Genomic DNA, 16,737 nt, shown 5'->3' with positions numbered 1-16,737 from the left:
TTTGGGCGAACTCGATTTCCGCTAACGACCCGAAGCGGACCTCAGCCTAGTTCCGCCGCCTCGACTGACGCGACAGTTATGCCCGCGCTGATGAGCACTGCAACGATAGCTTGCCCAAGACGTTGCACCTCAGCGTTGTGAGAAACACCTTTGAACCGTTGTCTGATTGAGGTGTGCGGTCGAATAAAGACGGACCATTGAATTGGCACACCGCGATACCCTTCGCCTTCCTCAGCCATGCTGGAACAACCGATAGTGAATTCCACCTCTGCTGGATTCGAATATTCGATCATCCAGCCCCAGTCTTCCCCAAGAGGATAGCCCGTGACTATGCCTTCACTAGCAAGCATCTTGGAAAGCCAAAAAGCTAGCTCAAAGCCATACACTCCGGGATTGCCCTGGCATTCCTCAGGGAGGGATGGAAGAAATTCTGACGAGGTAAATTCAATGCGCCACATGTAATGTGTTCACCTAACGATAGATAAGGGTGTACGCCAGATGCTGACTGCCTTCAGGCGCCAGAACTCTCCACTCCGCTTAACGAGCAGATTTATGTCCGCTCCTGGCCGATGGCAGACTTCCAGAATGGCTCAGTGTACGAGCTCGTTCCCATCGCAGCAAGAAGCGGTTTTTGTCAGACGCTACTAGCCTCACACCGGCGGATAGGTCAGCGCCAGCGCGCGTGCATGCGCGGCGCGCACGGCGCTTGTCACCCTCTCCGAATTCGCCAGATCACCCCAGATGGTAGGCTCGGCGCAGAAGGCCGCCACCACGTCGCGGCTGCAGCACACGCGCCGCAGCAGTTCCGCATCCAGAGCCGCATCGCGGTAATCGGCGCGGGCCAGGCCGGCCTGCCAGCGGCACAGGAAGGCGAGGAACAGGGCCGGCAGGACCGCGACGGCGTCCAGCGGCAGGCCGCACGCGACGCGTTCGCGGATGGTCGGCACGATGAAGCCGGGCAGCTTGGCCAGGCTGTCGGCCAGCACGCGGTCGATGGTGTCGCGGACCGCGTCGCCGGCGAAGCGCTCGATGACGGTGTCGCGATAGGCTTCCAGGTCGACCGGGCTCGGACGCAGGCAGTCGAACACGGCGTGCGTCACGTAGTCGTGCACCAGCGTGCGAATGCGCGCGTCGCGCATGCCTTCATGAATATAGCGGTAGCCCGCCAGCGCGCCGGCCCAGGCGATGCAGCTGTGGCTTGCGTTCAGGATGCGGATCTTGGCTTCCTCGTAGGGCGCGACGTCGGCCACCAGTTCGGCGCCGGCGTCTTCCCAGCGTGGTCGGCCGTTGCAGAAGTCGTCCTCGATCACCCATTGGAGGAAGGATTCGCTGCTCACGGCTGCAGCATCGTCGCGGCCCGTTGCGGCCAGCACGCGGGTGCGCACCTCGGGACCGGCGCGCGGTGTGATGCGGTCCACCATCGAGTTCGGGAAGCGCGTATGCTCGCCGGTCCAGGCCAGCAGCCCGGGGTCGTCCGCCAGCGCGAGGAAGGCCGCGAGTCCCGCGCGTACGCGCTCGCCGTTGTGGCGCAGGTTGTCGCAGCACAGCAGGGTAAGCGGGCCGGCCTTGGCGGCGCGGCGAGCGCGCAGGATGGCCGTCAGCACGCCGTAGATCGTGCTGCCCGCTTCGTTGCGGCCTGCGGCGTCCAGGCCGGCCTGCAGCTCGGGCAGCGTCGGGTCGAGACGGCCGTCGGCGCTCAAACAGTAGCCGGCTTCGGTGACGGTGAACGAGACGATGCGCGTGCGCGAGTCGGCGCCCGCCGCAATCACCGCGGCGAGATCGGACGTGTAGGGCAGCACCTGCGCGATGGCCTCGATCCTGCGGTAGGCGTGGGCGCCGGCAGGGCTGATCGTCTCGAGCGTGTAGGCGCAGCCCTGTTCGATCAGCGCGGCGCTGACGTCGAGCGGGTCGGGTCGGATGTTGGCGGCGACGATGCGCCAGTCTTTCTGGCCGCGCTCGATCAGCTCTTGCAGGCAGGCCGCCTGGTGGGCGCGATGGAAGGCGCCCAGCCCCAGGTGGAGGATGAGGTTGTCAGGGATGTGCATGATCCTGTTGGATAGGTAAGATGGCTGTTCTTGTGATTTAGAGCAATTTCTGCCAATCTTATAGCAACCTGTATGACAGGTCATAATTATCAGATGCTCGTGTGGTAAATACGAGCCATACGGAGACTGACCATGCAAGAGAATCCCCTGTACGCCATCCTGCGCGAGCACATGCCCGGCATGCCCGAGCGCGACCTTCCTCGCTTCGCGGCCAGCCTGAGCGTCGACGAACCCTATGTGGCACCGGTGGTCGCGCCGAGCGTGCCGGCGGGCCGCATGACCCAGGCGCGCCATCGCTCGGGGCAGGTCTATCCCGGCGTCGAACGCAATTACACGCTGTACGTGCCGCAGCAGTACGAGGAGGGGATGGAGGCGGCCCTGATGGTGTTCCAGGACGGTGCCCGCTATCTCGGCCCGGAGGCGAACGCGGCGCGCGTGCTCGATGCGCTGATCGAGGACGGCAGCATGCCGGTCACGATCGCGCTGTTTGTGGAACCCGGCGAGCAGGGGCCGGGGCTGCCGGTGTATGGGGGAGGCGGCAACCGCAGCGTCGAATACGACGCCACGGGTCCGGACTATGTGCGCTTCCTGCTGGAGGAACTGCTGCCGCAGGCCCTGGAAGGCTACCGGATCTCAGGCGATCCGGCGCGGCGCGCGATCGCGGGCATCAGTTCGGGCGGGCAGTGCGCGTTCAATGCGGCCTGGGAGCGGCCGGACGCATTCGGCAAGGTGCTGACGCATTGCGGCAGTTTTGTCGATATCCGCGGTGGGCACGTCTGGGCGGAGCGGATCCGGCGCGAGGAGGTGAAAGCGTTGCGGGTGTTCCTGCAAAGCGGAGAACACGATCTCGATATCTTGTACGGGAACTGGCTGCTGGCGAATCGGGAGATGGCGTCGGCGCTGGCCTATCGTGGCTACGATCACTGGCTGGTGACGGGGGAGGGTGGGCACTCGCTGAAGCATGGCGGGGCCATGCTGGCCGAGACGCTGCGTTGGTTGTGGCGGGAGTAATCTAAACGTAGGGTGGAGCGGGCGGCGAACCGCTCCCGACTCCACGCGTTAACTGTGGTCAGTGACTGCGCCATTACGCACGCATCGCAAACGCGTGGGCTCGGAGAGCCCACCCTACGTTAAGAACCCTTGTCGAGATTACCCAATGCCCGCGCCAGGAAGCCCGCGAACTGCGCCATCTCCGCCTTCGTGAAATCCGAAAACGCACAGCTCAGTTTCGTGGACACCTCGGGCAGCACGCCTTCGAGCAGGGCGCGTCCCTGCGCGGTGAGGGTGATGGTCACGCTGCGGCGGTCGCCCGCGCGCGTGCCCCGCGTGATCAAGCCGCGCGCGGCGAGGTCGTCGCAGACGCGCGTCAGGTTGGCCGGTTTTTCGTGGCAGGCCTCGCTCAACTCGGATGCGGTCGAGGTTTCGTCGGGGCTGCCGTACAGGATCGCCAGCACGATGTAGCCGGTGTCGGCCAGGTCGTGCGGCTTGAGCGCGGCGTTGGTGCGGTCGCGCAGGCGCTTTTGCAGGTGGTGATTGAGGCGCACCAGCAGGATCGGTTCGTACGGAAAATCAGGCACCCGCGCCTGGATATTGCGTAATCGTTTTTCCGTCGGCTCGAAATCGCTCATGAACGCTCCCGCTAAGTAATAACAAATTGTAACCGTGTCGGCTGCTTAGCGGTAGAGCTTCAGCGCAGGCAGCCGCCCGCGCTGCTTACTGATTCTACTTATTGAACCGAATCGCCGCCCTTGACGGTGCCCTGCGAGGCGTCGGTCATCAGGGCGACAGCCGGCTTGGCGACGGCGGCTGGACGTGCCGCAGGCGCGCTGGCGCGGTTCTCCAGTTCGGGATGGCCGTCGCTCATCAGCGCGACCGGCGTTGCCGTGTCGGCGCCGCGTGCGGCGACGTTTTGAACGCCTTCATTGTCCAGATGACCATCGGTCATCACGACGCCGGCCGGATTGGCGATCTTGACCCAGTTCGGATACACGTAGTCGGCTTCCGACGGCGGATAGTTGCCGCTCTGTTTAGCCTGTTCGAGTTCGGCGACGACGCGGGCGCGGACCGGATCGGCCGATGCGGGCGCGGCGCTGGCGCTGCCGGCAACGAGGGAAACGAGGAGGGCGGGAATGAGGTATTTGGCGGACATGGAAGACTCCTGAGGTCGTAAATGGGCGCAGGAATTTGCGCGATGAATCTATTTTACTCCTGAATAGTTCATTTGTGTAGTACATGCGCGTTTTTCTGCGCACCCCGACCGTGTGGCCACTCTTGCAAGTGTCCCGATATAATGCGCGCAGGGTGCCGTACCGCTCAGGTACGGCAGGATTGCGCTGGTCGGGCCGCCATGCGCCGATCCTGCGTCCGGAGACCACCATGCGCATCCAGCGACAACTCTCGAATACCTTCAAACGCTTCTTCGAATCCGGCAAGGCCGGCGGCATCGTTCTCATCTTCTGCACGCTGGCCTCGCTGGCGCTCGCCAATTCGCCGGCAGGCGAGGCATACCTGGGCTTCTGGCGCCTGCATGTGGCGGGCCTGAGCGTCGAGCACTGGATCAACGACGCCCTGATGGCGGTGTTCTTCCTGCTGATCGGCCTCGAACTCGAGCGCGAGCTGTACAACGGCGAGCTGTCCGACCTCCGCAATGCCATGCTGCCGGTGCTGGCGGCGGCGGGCGGCATCGCCGTGCCCGCCCTGATCCATTTCGGCCTGAACGGCGGCACGCCGACCCAGGCCGGCGTCGGCATCCCGATGGCCACCGACATCGCCTTCGCGCTCGGCGTGCTGGCCCTGCTCGGCAACCGGGTGCCGGCCTCGCTCAAGATCTTCCTGACCGCCCTGGCGGTGATGGACGACCTCGGCGCGATCATCGTCATCGCCGTGTTCTATACCGCGGAACTCTCCTTTGCCTACCTGCTGGGCGCGCTGGCCGTGTTCGGGGTGCTGCTGGCGATGAACCGCATCGGGCGCGTCATGGCCTTGCTGCCTTACCTGCTGGGCGGCGCCCTGATGTGGTTCCTGATGCTGAAATCCGGCGTGCACGCGACGATCGCCGGCGTGCTGCTCGCCTTCGCGATCCCATATTCGGCGAAGGAAGACGATGCCGAATCGCCGTCGCACCGGCTCGAACATGCGCTGCACAAGCCGGCCGCCTTCCTGATCCTGCCGCTCTTCGCGCTGGCCAATACCGGCATCGTGATCGGCGCCGGCTGGGCCGGCGAGCTGCTCACCCTCAACAGCCTCGGCATCGTGCTCGGGCTGGTCGCCGGCAAGCCGGCCGGCATCGTCCTGTTCAGCTGGCTGGCCGTGAAGGCCGGCCTGTGCCGCCTGCCGCTCGACCTGGCCTGGCGCCACGTGCTGGGTGCGGGCCTGCTCGGCGGGATCGGCTTCACGATGTCGATCTTCATCACCAACCTGGCCTTCGCCGGCCAGCCGGCAACGGTCGACGCCTCGAAGATGGCCATCCTGTGCGCGTCGCTGGTGGCGGGCCTGATCGGCTTCGCCTGGCTCAAGCTGATGGGGGCGCCGCTCGCTTCCGATCCCGACCTCGATACGATGGACTTCGAGGAGGAGCCGGAGTGATGCGCCTGCAAGGACGCGGCCGATGAAGGCCATCATCCATCCGGCCCGGGCCGTGGCCCTGGCCTTCCTGGCGGCGATCCTGCTCGGAACGCTGCTGCTGATGCTGCCCCAGGCAAGCAGCAGCGGCCTGTCCGCGCCGCCGGGCGTGGCCTTCTTCACCGCCGTCTCCGCCGTGTGCGTGACCGGCATGGCCGTGGTCGATACCGGCACCTACTGGACGGGCTTCGGGCAGGGCGCGATCATGCTGCTGTTCCAGCTCGGCGGCTTCGGCATGATGACGGCGGCCACCCTGCTCGGCCTGATGGTGAACCGCTCGACGCGCCTGCGCACGCGCCTGATGACCCAGACCGAGACGCGTTCGATCGGCCTGGGCGATGTGTCCAGCGTGGCGCGGGTGGTGCTGGTCGCCTCGCTCGTCTCGCAGGCGGTGCTGGCCGCGATCCTGGCCGTGCGCCTGCGCCTTGGACACGGCCTGGAATGGGAGGAGGCCGGCTGGTCGGGACTCTTTCACGCCGCATCGGCCTTCAACAATGCAGGCTTCTCGATCCATGCCGACAGCCTGACCCGCTATGCGGGCGACGCCTTGGTGCTGGTGCCGCTGATGCTGGCGATCGTCATCGGCGGCATCGGCTTCCCGGTCCTGCACGACCTGCGCCTGCGCTGGCACGATCCGCGCCACTGGTCGCTGCACACCAAGCTGACGCTGGCCGGGACCGGGGTGCTGCTGCTGCTCGGCTTCGGCGCCGTGCTGCTGTTCGAGTGGGACAACGCGCGCACCCTCGGCCCCTTCGACGCGGCGCGCAAGCTCCTCAACAGCCTGTTCATGTCGGTGTCGGCGCGCACGGCGGGCTTCAATACGGTCGATATCGGCGCCCTGACGCACGAGACCTGGGCCTTGCACTACCTGCTCATGTTCATCGGCGGCGGCAGCGCCGGCACGGCCGGCGGCGTCAAGGTCGGGACCGTCGCCGTGCTGTTCCTGCTGGTGCTGGCCGAGGCGCGCGGCCACACCGACACCGAAGCCTTCGGACGCCGCGTCGGCGCGCCGGCCCAGCGCCAGGCGATTACCGTGCTGGTGCTGGGCAGCGTGCTGGTCGCACTGGGCACCTTGTCCCTGCTGCGCCTGACCGATTTCCCGACCGACCAGGTCATCTTCGAAGTGATCGCCGCCTTCGGCTCGGCCGGCCTGTCGACCGGCATCACGCCGCAGCTGCCGCCCGCCGGCCAGCTGGTGCTGGCGCTGCTGATGTTCTTCGGCCGGGTCGGCACGATCACGCTCGCCACCTCGCTCGTGCTGGGCGAGCGGCGCATGCCTTACCGTTATCCCGAGGAGCATCCAATTGTTGGGTAGAATTTTTACGGAACAGTTCGCCTTTTCCGCCGGCGACAGCGTCGTCGTCATCGGCATGGGCCGCTTCGGCGGCGCCGTCGCGCAGTCGCTGATGCGGCTCGGGCACGACGTGATGGGGATCGACCACAAGGAAGACCTGGTGCAGTTCTGGGGCGATCGCCTGACCCACGCGGTGCAGGCCGATTCGACCAACGAGAACACCATGCTGCAGCTGGGCGTGGCCGACTTCTCGCACGCGATCGTCGCCATCGGCTCCGACCTGGCGGCCAGCCTGATGACCCTGATGGTGCTGACGGAACTGGGCATCAAGGACATCTGGGTCAAGGCGATGTCGCCCGAGCACGGCCAGATCGCCCAGCGCATCGGCGCCCACCACGTGATCTACCCGGAAGCGGACATGGGCGAACGTGTCGCCCACCTGATCACGGGCCGTATGATGGACTTCATCGAATTCGAGGACGGCTTCGCGATCGCCAAGATCAACGCGCCGGCCGACACCCACAACCAGACCCTGGCCGAGGCCCACGTGCGCTCGCGCCACGGCGTCACCATCGTCGGCGTCAAGCGTCCGAACGAGGACTTCCAGCATGCGCTGCCCGAGACGCGCATCCTGCCGGCCGACGTCCTGATCGTCTCCGGACCGACCCGCAAGATCGAGCTCTTCGCGAGCGGGGCGGGGCGCAGGAAAGGGCGCTAGGGCAGGGCGCTAGGGCAGAGCGCCGCCGCGTGCATCGTAGCGGCATGCCGAAATCTGCATTTGTACAAATGTATTGCCCATGATACAATTTTGACCTGTCGGCGCCGCGTGGCGCCTGCCCGGACGCGTCCGCCCCCGGCGCGCTCCTTTTCCTCCTGGCAAACGGCTAGCGTCGGGTTACTACCTGCTTGCCGTTTGTGTTCGCCTTGTGCGGCCATGCGCCGCACGCCACCAGGCCGGCGCCGCCGCGCCGGACGCATCGCTCTGAAAGGACGAAGACGATGACTGCAGCAGTACCTCCGCATCGGGCCACCCGCCCGCAACCCCACAAATTCGTACTCGCCACGGATCTCGACGGCACGCTGCTGGCCGGCAGCCTCGCCGCGCGGCGCCGCGTGCGTTCGCTGTTCTCCGCAGCGAACGAGGGCGCCTGCCTGGTGTTCGTCACCGGCCGCGCCATCGAATCGATCCTGCCGCTGCTGAGCGACCCGACGATTCCGGCGCCCGACTACATCATCGCCGACGTCGGCGCCACCATCGTCGACCGCGAGCTGCGCCCGGTCGGCAGCCTGCAGCAGGAGATCGCCGCGCGCTGGCCCGGCTCGCAGGCGGTGTTGAGGGCGCTGGCCGGCTTTCCCGGCCTGACGCGCCAGAGCGTGCCACAGGAGCGGCGCTGTTCCTTCCTGGCGGGCGAGGGCGCCGTCACGCCGGCCCTGCGCACGGCCGTCGACGCCCTCGGCTGCGACCTGCTGCTGTCGGCCGGCTGCTACCTCGACGTGCTGCCGCGCGGCGTCGGCAAGGGCGCGGCCGTGCTGGCGCTGGCCCAGGCCGTCGGGCTCGACCCTGCCAGCATCGTCGTCGCCGGCGACACCCTGAACGACCTGTCGATGTTCGAGACCGGCCTGCACGGCGTGGTGGTCGGCGGCGCTGAGCCGGCGCTGGTGGAGAGCGTGCGCAAACGTCCGCTCGTGCACATCGCGGCCGGCCCTGGCTGCGACGGCATCCTCGAGGGCCTGGCGCAGCACGGCGCGCTGCGCCCCGATGCCACGCCGATCAAGCCGCGCGCGGCCGCCACTCCCGGGCAGGCCGACCTGGTCATGGTCTACCATCGCCTGCCTTATGACGAAGTGGTCGAGGAGGGCGTCCTGCAGCGGCGCCGTCCGCGCAGCCCGAACGGCATCATCCCGACCCTGCTGCGCTTCTTCGCCGACGACCGGCCCGGCTCCTGGGTCGCCTGGACCGAGCAGCCGAGCCGCACGCCTGACGATTTCGAGGCCCGCGTGGCGGTCGACCCCGAACGCTACCCGCAGCTGCAGGCGGCGCGCATCGCGCTCACCCGCGAGGACATCGACATCTTCTACAAGAAGTTTTCGAAGGAAGCCTTCTGGCCGATCATCTTCTCCTTCCCCGACAAGGCCGTGTTCCGGCAAGACCACTGGGAACGCTACCTGGAGGTGAACCGACTGTTCGCGCAGCAGGTCGCGCGCGAGGCGGCCGAGGGCGCCGTGGTCTGGGTACACGACTACAACCTGTGGATGGTGCCGGCCTTCCTGCGCCCGCTGCGTCCCGACCTGCGCATCGCCTTCTTCCACCACACGGCCTTCCCGTCCAGCGACGTCTTCAACATCGTGCCCTGGCGGCGCGACATCGTCGGCAGCCTGCTGCAGTGCGATTACGTGGGCTTCCACATTCCGCGCTATGTCGAGAACTTCGTCGACGCGGTGCGTTCCTTCGCGCCGGTCGAGGTCCTCGGCAGCGCCCCGTGCGCGCCGCGCTTTCTCACTTATGGCTGTGCGCTCGGCGTCGACACTGTCACCACCGCGATCGAGGCGGGCGGGCGGCGCGTGGGCCTGGGCGCGCATCCAGTCGGCACCGACGTCGCGCTGATCGAAAAGCTGGTGTCGAACGAGGCCGTGCAGGTACAGGCCGCGGACTTGCGCGACTACCTGGGCGAGGCGACCGGCATCGTCTCGATCGAACGGCTCGACTACGTGAAGGGCACGCTGGAAAAGCTGCAGGCCTTCGAGCGCCTGCTGGAACGGCATCCCGAGCACATCGGCAAGGCGACCTTGCTGAACATCGTCACGCCGGCGGCGCCCGGCATGGAGATCTACGAAAGCCTGCGCGTCGAAGTGGACCGCGCGGTGGGCCGCATCAACGGCCGCTTCTCGACGCTCGACTGGGTACCGGTGCGCTACTTCTACCGCTCGCTGCCTTTCGAGGAAGTGGTGGCCCACTACGCCGCCTGCGACATCGCCTGGATCACGCCGCTGCGCGACGGCCTGAACCTGGTGGCCAAGGAATTCGTCGCCGCCAAGCGGGCCTCGAGCACCAACGGGGTGCTGATCCTGTCCGAGTTCGCCGGCGCCGCCGTCGAACTGCACGGCGCGCTGCTGACCAATCCCTACGACGCCAACGCGATGACCGCCGCGCTGCACCAGGCGCTGACCATGGGCGAGGACGAGCGCGCCTACCGAACGGCGCGCATGGCGATGATCGCCGCCGAGCACGACGTCGCGCGCTGGGGCGCCGACTTCCTGGAAGCCGTCGATGCGGCGACCCTGCCGCCGGCCGCGCTGCCGAAGGCGGCCTGAGCACACCAATACGAGAAAGGCTGAGTTGTGAATTACGTTGTATGGAATAACGACCTGGGCACCTGGCTGGTCGCCGCCACCATCGCGCTGGCCGTCTGCGTCGGCCTCGACGCCGTCAAGCGCATCCTGGTGCGCCGTCTGTCGGCTTACGCCGCGCGCACCGACACCTACATGGACGACCTGGCGCTGCGGGTGCTGTCGGCGACCCACGCCGTCTTCATCCTTGCCATGGGCCTGTACGCGGGCTCGCAGCTGCTCAACCTGAGCGAGCGCAGCGCCGCGCTGCTGGCGAAACTCGCGATCGCCGCGCTGCTGCTGCAGGCGGCGCGCTGGGGCGACGTCGGCGTGCACGGCTGGCTGCACTTCTACCGCATCCGGCGCAGCGCCGAGGACGCGGCCAGCACCACCTCGACCGCGGCCCTGGGTTTCGTCGCGCGCACCGCCCTGTGGCTGGTGATCGTGCTGATGATCCTCGATAACTTCGGCGTCAACATCACGACCCTGATCGCCAGCCTCGGGATCGGCGGTATCGCCGTCGCGCTGGCGCTGCAGAACATCCTGGGCGACCTGTTTTCCTCGCTCTCGATCGTGCTCGACAAGCCCTTCGTGGTGGGCGACTTCATCATCGTCGACGACGTCCTCGGCACCGTCGAATACGTGGGCCTGAAGACGACGCGCATCCGCTCGCTGGGCGGCGAGCAGGTGGTGTTTTCCAACAGCGACCTGCTCAAGAGCCGCATCCGCAACTACAAGCACATGCAGACGCGGCGCATCGTGTTCGGGATCGGGATTACTTACGCGGTTTCGAAAGAACAGCTGAAGAGCGTGCCGGCGATCCTGCGCGAGGCGGTCGAAGCCCAGCCGCAAGCGAAGTTCGACCGTGCCCACTTCAAGTCCTACAGCCCCTCGTCGATCGATTTCGAGGTGGTCTACTACGTGCAGACGGGCGACTACAACGTGTACATGGACGTCCAGCAGGAGATCAACCTGATCCTCTTCGAGCGCTTCGCCGAAGCCGGCATCGCCTTCGCCCAGCCGCGCCAGGTGGTGCAGCTGGCGGAAGCGGCACCGGCGGCGCTGCGGGCAGCCGAACCCGAGCAGGCGCCGCGGCGCGCGGCCTGAGTCAGCGCCGGCGCGGCGGCGCCATCAGCACCAGGCGCGCGCCCGGCGACTTGGTGCGCGTCACCAGCCAGGCCTGGGCGCGCTCGACCTCGGCCGGCTTGAGCGCCGTCTTGCAGGTGGCGCTCAGGGTCGGCACTTCCTCGGCCGGTTTCGCCTCCGGCGCGGCCACCAGCGCCCGGCCCATCAGCAGGTCGCCGCAGTGGGGGAACTGGGCGGCGAATTCGGCGGCGACGTCGGCCGCCGTCTGGCGCCAGCTGTCGTGCTTCGCCTTTTCCTGCGCCAGTTCCTGCTTCAGCTGAACGATGCTGCCGTCGCGCTCGCGCAGGCCCTGCTGGGTGTCGCGGAAGATGTCGGCCAGGATGTCGGCCTTCAGCAGGCCGACGTCGACCTTGCTGTCCTCGGCCTGGTGCACGACCAGGCTGGCGCCGGCCAGGCCGGCCTGCGGCAGGCGCTTGCCGATGGCGTCGATGGCCGATTGCGGCATGCGCGCGCCGATCAGGGTCAGTTCGATCTGGCGCCGCAGCGGATCGAGGCGGGTATCGACCACGTGGGTGGTGCCGGTGCCGAATTCCTGGCGCACGAACTGGCGCGCGCGGTTGCCGAACACCTCGTTGTCGACTAGCTGGATCGCGAGATAAATGCTGGGGAGCGCCGTCAGCAGCACCACTGCCAGCAGGGTGCGCTTGACGCGCTTCTCGACGCGCTGGTCGACGAACTTGCGGTGCGGCAGGCGCAGGTATTCGATCACGATCACCGTGGAGGCGGCGATGAAGACGCAGTTGATCGAGAAGAGGTAAAAGGCGCCGCCGAACATGCTCCAGTCGCCGTTGGCCAGTCCGTAGCCCGCCGTGCACAGCGGCGGCATCAGGGCGGTGGCGATCGCCACGCCCGGAATCACGTTCGATTTCTCCTTGCGCGTCATGCCGATGATGCCGGCCAGGCCGCCGGCCAGCGCGATCAGCACGTCCCACAGGGTCGGCGTGGTGCGCGCCAGCAGTTCGGACTGGGCTTCGTCGAGCGGCGTGAGCAGGAAGTACAGGGTCGACGCGGCCAAACTGATCGCCGCCGCGATGCCGAGGTTGACGAAGGAACGGCGCACCAGCGCGAAATCGAAGATGCCGATGCCGTAGCCGATGCCGACGATTGGCCCCATCAGCGGCGAGATCAGCATCGCACCGATGATCACGGCCGGCGAATTGATGTTCAGGCCGATCGAGGCGACGAAGATCGCGAACATCAGGATCCAGGGCGTCGCGCCGCGCAGCTCGACGCCGGCACGCAAGGTGCTGTCGATGACGTCGTCGTCGGCCTTGTCGTGCAGGAGGCTGAAGCGGTGGGCGAGGGTGGCTGGGGCCGCGGTGGGGAGGGCGGTCTCGGTGTCGTTGGTGCTCATGTGGATAGCCGGGCGGGCGCAAGGGAAGAAGCAGGAGCGCCATGATACCGAGTGAGCGTACATTTGGGCAAATGTGTTGTTTCTGATACAATTTCGCTTTCACTTACTGCTGAGCAGGCGAGTGTCATCACGAAGCATGCCGCCGCAGCTTCGCTGCCGCCGTTCCCACTGCCGGTTTCCATGGCGCCGCGCGCCCGGCCGGCCCGGTCATCCATTGCGCGCCCCGGTCCTCCGGTGCACCCCCCTGGCGGACGGTGCGGTTCATCGCGCGCGTCTCGCGCGGCCGCACGATCCGCGAATTCATCCTCGGCACCGTGCTGGCGCCGTCGCTGGCGGCCTTCGTCTGGTTCGCGATCTTCGGGGGCACCGCGCTCTACATGGAGATATGGCAGCACGTGCCGCTGGACGAAGCTGTCAGGGCGGACATCGCCACGGCCCTGTTCCGGATGTTCGACGCGATGCCCTTCGGGCAGATCATGTCGATCGTCGCGACCCTGCTGGTGGTGGTTTTTTTCGTCACCTCGGGCGACTCGGCGGTGCTGGTGCTGGGCATGATGAGCAGCGGCGGCGACCCGAATCCGCCGACGCGCACCAAGTTGATCTGGGGCGGCCTGATCGCCGGCATCGCCATCAGCCTGCTGCTGGCCGGTGGGCTGGACGCGCTGCAGACGGCGACCATCCTGTTCGCGCTGGTGATCGTGCTGATGGTGATTGCCCTGTGGCGCGCGCTGCGCGAGGACTGGGCCGCGGAGAACCGGCGCGAGCGCGATACCCGGCGCCGCTTGCGCGAGATGGCGGCGCGCCAGGCCGCCATCGATGCCTCCGCGCCGTAAGGTGGGCTCGGGGCGCCCACCCTACTTACTCCGATGTCGTGCTCGACGATCTCGATGGCGCGTATCACCGCGTGGGCGGAGGACCCGCCCACCGTTTTACTGGCAGCTGAAATTGGCGGCGTCTTCGATGCTGCCGCTCCCCTTGTAGCGCGCCACCTTCGGATAGGCGCACAGTGGACGCGTACGGTTCGCCGCCCAGCCGGCCGGCACGTCCGCATTCACGCCGCCCGCATTACCGGCGCCACGCGCGCTGGCCGTCACGCTGTCCGGCGCCTGCCCCTTCTCGACCCAGTTCACCAGCGGCGTCAGCATGTCGAACTGGTCGGTGGCCGGGCCGCCCGAGCAGTGGTTCATGCCGGGCACGCGGAAGAAGCGGGCGAAGTTCGAGGCATCACCGCTGTTGGCTGCGCGCAGCGACTCGTACCAACTCGTCGTGTCGTCGCTCGAGAAGATCGGGTCGCTGGTGCCGTGGTAGACCAGCATCTTGGCGCCGCGGTTCTTCAGCGTGCCGAGATTGCTCGCGTTCGGCGGCACCATGAAGGAGAGGGCATTCTCCGGATAAGTGGCGCTGGTGGCGTTGATGCGCGCGAGCAGCGCGTCCAGGTTGGCGTTCAGGACGTAGTCGCGGCCGTTGAAGGTCGCGCGGTCTTCCGGCGGCACTGACCAGATGAAGGCGGCCGCGCCCGAATCGCGGTCGATCGGCGAAGCGAACTTCCACGACGCCCAGCCGGCCGTGCCGAAGCCGGAATCGTACGGGAAGCTGGTGTAGATGGTCGTACCGCTTTCCGTTTTCGCGCCCGCGAACAGGCCGGCGATCTTGGTCTTCTGGTCCGCGCTCAGGCAAGTGCCGTCGCGCGCGCCCGTGCAGGTCGGCACGTCGCGGTTCAGGTCGAAGGCTTTCTGGCAGGCGCCCGTATCCTGTATCAGGCCATCGGCGCTGCCGTCGAGCGCATCGCATTTGCCCAGTACCGCATTCGACACCAGCGCGCGTTCGGCCTGGGTGAAGCCGGTCGTCAGGTCGCCCGGCGTCGAGGCCAGCGAGGCATAGGTCTTGCCGCCGGCGATGTTCGCGATCGCGGCCAGCGGCAGCCGGTAACCCGGGTTCCCGACCAGGAAGCCGTCGTACTGCTCGGCGTAGCGCGCCGCAGCCACCATCGCGTGGCGCCCGCCGTTCGAGCAGCCGCCGATGTACGAGCGGTCCGGCCCCTTGCCGTAGGCGGTCTGGATGATGTTCTTCGCCATCGGCGTCAGCTTGCCGACCGCCTGGTAGCCGTAGTCGACGCGCGCCTGCGGGTCGATGCCGAAGAAGGGCGTCGGCGCCTGGTGGCCGGCGTCGGAACTGATGACGGCAAAGCCCAGGTTCAGTGCATTCTCGAGCGGACCGCCGCCGCCCACCGGGCCGGTCGCGGTGACGACGCTGCCGTCGACGCCGCCGTTGGCCTGGTAGAAGAAGCGGCCGTTCCAATTGGTCGGCAGGCGCATCTCGAAGCCGATCGCATAGGCCTGGCCATCGACCGGGCTGGTGCGGCGCGCCAGCTGGCCGGTGACCAGGCAATGCTGGGCCACCGGCTTGCCGGCGATGCTCAAGGTGCCGGCCGGGACCGAGGTGGCGGCCGTGATCACGGCCTCGGGATAGCTGATGCGGGTGGCGAGGTCGGTGCAGCTGGCGAGCGTGGCGCCGACGGCCGGAGCCAGCTGCGGCAGGCCGGGTGCCGGCTGCACCGGTGGCGGCGTCTCGACGACGGGATCGTCGTCGTTGTCGCTGCAGCCGGCGAGGGCGAGGATGGCCAGGGTAGCGGCGGTGAGTTTCAAGGTGTTCATGCGTGCGTACTCCTCTGCAAAGTAACAGATGAATGACAAAACGATGGAAGGGTGGTCCACATGCGGCTCCTTGCGAGCCGCATGGGACTATCTGTCGGTGAAGGCGGCGCTTAGTCCGGCATCACGTCCTTGAGGGTGCTGATCGGCTGGTTGACCAGCTTGCCGTTGACGCGCTTGACCTCGCGGATGTACATGTTCTGCACGATGTCGCGGGTCTTCGGGTCGATGCTGATCGGGCCGCGCGGGCTGTTCCACTTCATGCCGCTCAGCGTCTTGACCGCGGCTTCGCCGGTGACGTTGCCGTTCAGGCGCTTGACGGTCTCGTAGATCATGCCCATCGTGTCATAGGCCGCGACCGTGACGAAGGTTGGCGGCGGACGGTTCGGGTTCGCTTCCGCATACGCTTTCAGGAAGGTTTTGTTCGCTTCGTTGTCCAGCGCCGTCGAGTAGTTCAGCACAGTCACCGCGCCCAGGGCGCGTTCGCCCAGCGCTTCCAGGGTCGGCGTATCGCTCGTCATGTCGCCCACGCCGAGGAACTTGATGCCGGCCTTGTCCAGGCCCTTGTCGCTGTAGGCCTTCAGCAAGGCGGTGCCGTCTTCCACGCCCGGAGCGAAGAAGAACAGGGCGTCCGGCTTCTCGTCCTTGACGCGCTGGATGAAGGGGGAATAGTCGGGGTTGGCCAGCGGCGTGCGCGACGAGCCGATGATCTTGCCGCCGCCTTCGGTGAAGCCCTTGGCGAACAGCTTCTCGGCGTCGTGGCCGGTGCTGTAGTCGGAGACCAGCGAATACACCTTGCCGATCTTGTTCTGCGCGGTCCAGGTGCCGAAGGGCTCGGTCATCTGCTGCATCGTCATCGAGGTGCGCAGCATGTAGGGCGATTTTGCCGTGATGCCGGTGGTGACCGCGTTCATGACGATCATCGGCACCTTGCCTTGCGTGGCGACAGGGGCCACGGCCAGCGCGCTCGGGGTGAGCGAGAAGCCGACCAGGAAGTTGACCTTCTCGCGCCCGATCAGCTCCTGCGCCGCGCGCTTCGAGAGTTCGACGTTGCTGCCGCCGTCGTCGCGGTAGATCACCTGGATCTTCTTGCCGGCGACGGTGTCGCCGTTGAGCTTCATCCAGGTCTTGATGCCGTCCTCGAAGGGCTTGCCGATATTGACGAAGGGGCCGGTCAGGGCGGCGATGACGCCGATCTTGATCGTGTCCTGTGCATAGGCCTGGCCGCCCGCGAAGGGCAGGACGGCCACGGTCAGGCAGGCGAGGGTCTTCAGTTTCATGCTGTCTCCTTTTTAGGTT

13 protein-coding genes and 1 pseudogene are annotated in these 16,737 nt (G+C 67.0%); 7 read left to right on the top strand and 7 right to left on the bottom strand.

The window, feature by feature from the left end; translation table 11 throughout:
• Positions 1-41: 41 nt before the first annotated feature.
• Both ACFPQ5_RS13070 and dalD read right to left on the bottom strand, forming a co-directional pair.
• Positions 42-458 (bottom strand): hypothetical protein, encoded by a 417-nt coding sequence (locus tag ACFPQ5_RS13070; RefSeq protein WP_379756080.1) that lies wholly within the window; start codon positions 456-458, stop codon positions 42-44.
• Between the two features lie 192 nt (positions 459-650).
• Positions 651-2,045, bottom strand: coding sequence for a D-arabinitol 4-dehydrogenase (gene dalD, locus ACFPQ5_RS13065; RefSeq protein ID WP_379756077.1), 1,395 nt, complete (start codon positions 2,043-2,045; stop codon positions 651-653).
• A gap of 132 nt (positions 2,046-2,177) precedes the next feature.
• Here dalD and ACFPQ5_RS13060 point away from each other — a divergent pair, with 132 nt between their 5' ends.
• Positions 2,178-3,056 (top strand): alpha/beta hydrolase, encoded by an 879-nt coding sequence (locus tag ACFPQ5_RS13060; protein ID WP_379756074.1) that lies wholly within the window; start codon positions 2,178-2,180, stop codon positions 3,054-3,056.
• 119 nt (positions 3,057-3,175) lie between these two features.
• On the opposite strand, the gene ACFPQ5_RS13055 is transcribed toward ACFPQ5_RS13060, so the two are convergent.
• Both ACFPQ5_RS13055 and ACFPQ5_RS13050 read right to left on the bottom strand, forming a co-directional pair.
• The gene (locus tag ACFPQ5_RS13055; protein WP_379756071.1) at positions 3,176-3,673 is read right to left on the bottom strand and encodes a MarR family winged helix-turn-helix transcriptional regulator; all 498 of its coding nucleotides are present in this window, start codon (positions 3,671-3,673) and stop codon (positions 3,176-3,178) included.
• 98 nt (positions 3,674-3,771) lie between these two features.
• Positions 3,772-4,194, bottom strand: a complete 423-nt coding sequence (locus ACFPQ5_RS13050; protein WP_379756068.1) for a DUF4148 domain-containing protein — start codon at positions 4,192-4,194, stop codon at positions 3,772-3,774.
• Positions 4,195-4,421: 227 nt separating this feature from the next.
• Between ACFPQ5_RS13050 and nhaA the strand changes: the two genes are divergently transcribed.
• From nhaA to ACFPQ5_RS13025, 5 genes are all read left to right on the top strand, one after another.
• Positions 4,422-5,630, top strand: coding sequence for a Na+/H+ antiporter NhaA (nhaA, locus tag ACFPQ5_RS13045; RefSeq protein ID WP_379756065.1), 1,209 nt, complete (start codon positions 4,422-4,424; stop codon positions 5,628-5,630).
• A 22-nt stretch (positions 5,631-5,652) separates the two neighbouring features.
• Positions 5,653-6,981, top strand: a complete 1,329-nt coding sequence (locus ACFPQ5_RS13040; protein WP_379756062.1) for a TrkH family potassium uptake protein — start codon at positions 5,653-5,655, stop codon at positions 6,979-6,981.
• Positions 6,971-7,678 carry a potassium channel family protein gene (locus ACFPQ5_RS13035; RefSeq protein ID WP_379756059.1) on the top strand — a complete coding sequence of 236 codons (708 nt, stop codon included), beginning with the start codon at positions 6,971-6,973 and terminating at the stop codon, positions 7,676-7,678. The genes ACFPQ5_RS13040 and ACFPQ5_RS13035 overlap by 11 nt, the downstream gene beginning before the upstream one ends.
• 281 nt (positions 7,679-7,959) lie before the next feature.
• Positions 7,960-10,272 carry a glucosylglycerol-phosphate synthase gene (gene ggpS / locus ACFPQ5_RS13030; protein ID WP_379756056.1) on the top strand — a complete coding sequence of 771 codons (2,313 nt, stop codon included), beginning with the start codon at positions 7,960-7,962 and terminating at the stop codon, positions 10,270-10,272.
• A gap of 27 nt (positions 10,273-10,299) precedes the next feature.
• Positions 10,300-11,394: a mechanosensitive ion channel family protein gene (locus ACFPQ5_RS13025; RefSeq protein WP_379756053.1), complete on the top strand. Its 1,095-nt coding sequence runs from the start codon at positions 10,300-10,302 to the stop codon at positions 11,392-11,394.
• A 1-nt stretch (position 11,395) separates the two neighbouring features.
• On the opposite strand, the gene ACFPQ5_RS13020 is transcribed toward ACFPQ5_RS13025, so the two are convergent.
• A complete protein-coding gene (locus ACFPQ5_RS13020) occupies positions 11,396-12,787 on the bottom strand; it encodes a DUF389 domain-containing protein (RefSeq protein ID WP_379756050.1) in 1,392 nt (463 codons plus the stop codon).
• A gap of 260 nt (positions 12,788-13,047) precedes the next feature.
• Between ACFPQ5_RS13020 and ACFPQ5_RS13015 the strand changes: the two are divergent.
• Positions 13,048-13,620: pseudogene (locus tag ACFPQ5_RS13015) on the top strand (BCCT family transporter); the annotation flags it as partial.
• Positions 13,621-13,716: 96 nt separating this feature from the next.
• Here ACFPQ5_RS13015 and ACFPQ5_RS13010 read toward each other — a convergent pair.
• Together ACFPQ5_RS13010 and ACFPQ5_RS13005 are read right to left on the bottom strand one after the other, a co-directional pair.
• The gene (locus tag ACFPQ5_RS13010; RefSeq protein WP_379756047.1) at positions 13,717-15,441 is read right to left on the bottom strand and encodes a tannase/feruloyl esterase family alpha/beta hydrolase; all 1,725 of its coding nucleotides are present in this window, start codon (positions 15,439-15,441) and stop codon (positions 13,717-13,719) included.
• Positions 15,442-15,551: 110 nt separating this feature from the next.
• A complete protein-coding gene (locus tag ACFPQ5_RS13005) occupies positions 15,552-16,718 on the bottom strand; it encodes an ABC transporter substrate-binding protein (protein ID WP_379756044.1) in 1,167 nt (388 codons plus the stop codon).
• Between the last annotated feature and the right edge of the window lie 19 nt (positions 16,719-16,737).

The organism is Massilia suwonensis, from assembly GCF_042655665.1.
In the GTDB taxonomy this organism is placed as follows: Bacteria; Pseudomonadota; Gammaproteobacteria; order Burkholderiales; family Burkholderiaceae_D; genus Telluria; species Telluria suwonensis.
Note: the sequence above shows the minus strand (reverse complement) of the source record. Positions and strands in the feature narration are given on the sequence as shown.

What these genes read in the sequence shown, in the direction of transcription:
- ACFPQ5_RS13055 (WP_379756071.1), bottom strand. Translation starts at nt 3,673, where the DNA reads ATGAGCGATTTCGAGCCGACGGAAAAACGATTACGCAATATCCAGGCG.
- ACFPQ5_RS13050 (WP_379756068.1), bottom strand. Translation starts at nt 4,194, where the DNA reads ATGTCCGCCAAATACCTCATTCCCGCCCTCCTCGTTTCCCTCGTTGCC.
- ACFPQ5_RS13020 (WP_379756050.1), bottom strand. Translation starts at nt 12,787, where the DNA reads ATGAGCACCAACGACACCGAGACCGCCCTCCCCACCGCGGCCCCAGCC.
- dalD (WP_379756077.1), bottom strand. Translation starts at nt 2,045, where the DNA reads ATGCACATCCCTGACAACCTCATCCTCCACCTGGGGCTGGGCGCCTTC.
- ACFPQ5_RS13010 (WP_379756047.1), bottom strand. Translation starts at nt 15,441, where the DNA reads ATGAACACCTTGAAACTCACCGCCGCTACCCTGGCCATCCTCGCCCTC.
- nhaA (WP_379756065.1), top strand. Translation starts at nt 4,422, where the DNA reads ATGCGCATCCAGCGACAACTCTCGAATACCTTCAAACGCTTCTTCGAA.
- ACFPQ5_RS13060 (WP_379756074.1), top strand. Translation starts at nt 2,178, where the DNA reads ATGCAAGAGAATCCCCTGTACGCCATCCTGCGCGAGCACATGCCCGGC.
- ggpS (WP_379756056.1), top strand. Translation starts at nt 7,960, where the DNA reads ATGACTGCAGCAGTACCTCCGCATCGGGCCACCCGCCCGCAACCCCAC.
- ACFPQ5_RS13005 (WP_379756044.1), bottom strand. Translation starts at nt 16,718, where the DNA reads ATGAAACTGAAGACCCTCGCCTGCCTGACCGTGGCCGTCCTGCCCTTC.
- ACFPQ5_RS13070 (WP_379756080.1), bottom strand. Translation starts at nt 458, where the DNA reads ATGTGGCGCATTGAATTTACCTCGTCAGAATTTCTTCCATCCCTCCCT.
- ACFPQ5_RS13040 (WP_379756062.1), top strand. Translation starts at nt 5,653, where the DNA reads ATGAAGGCCATCATCCATCCGGCCCGGGCCGTGGCCCTGGCCTTCCTG.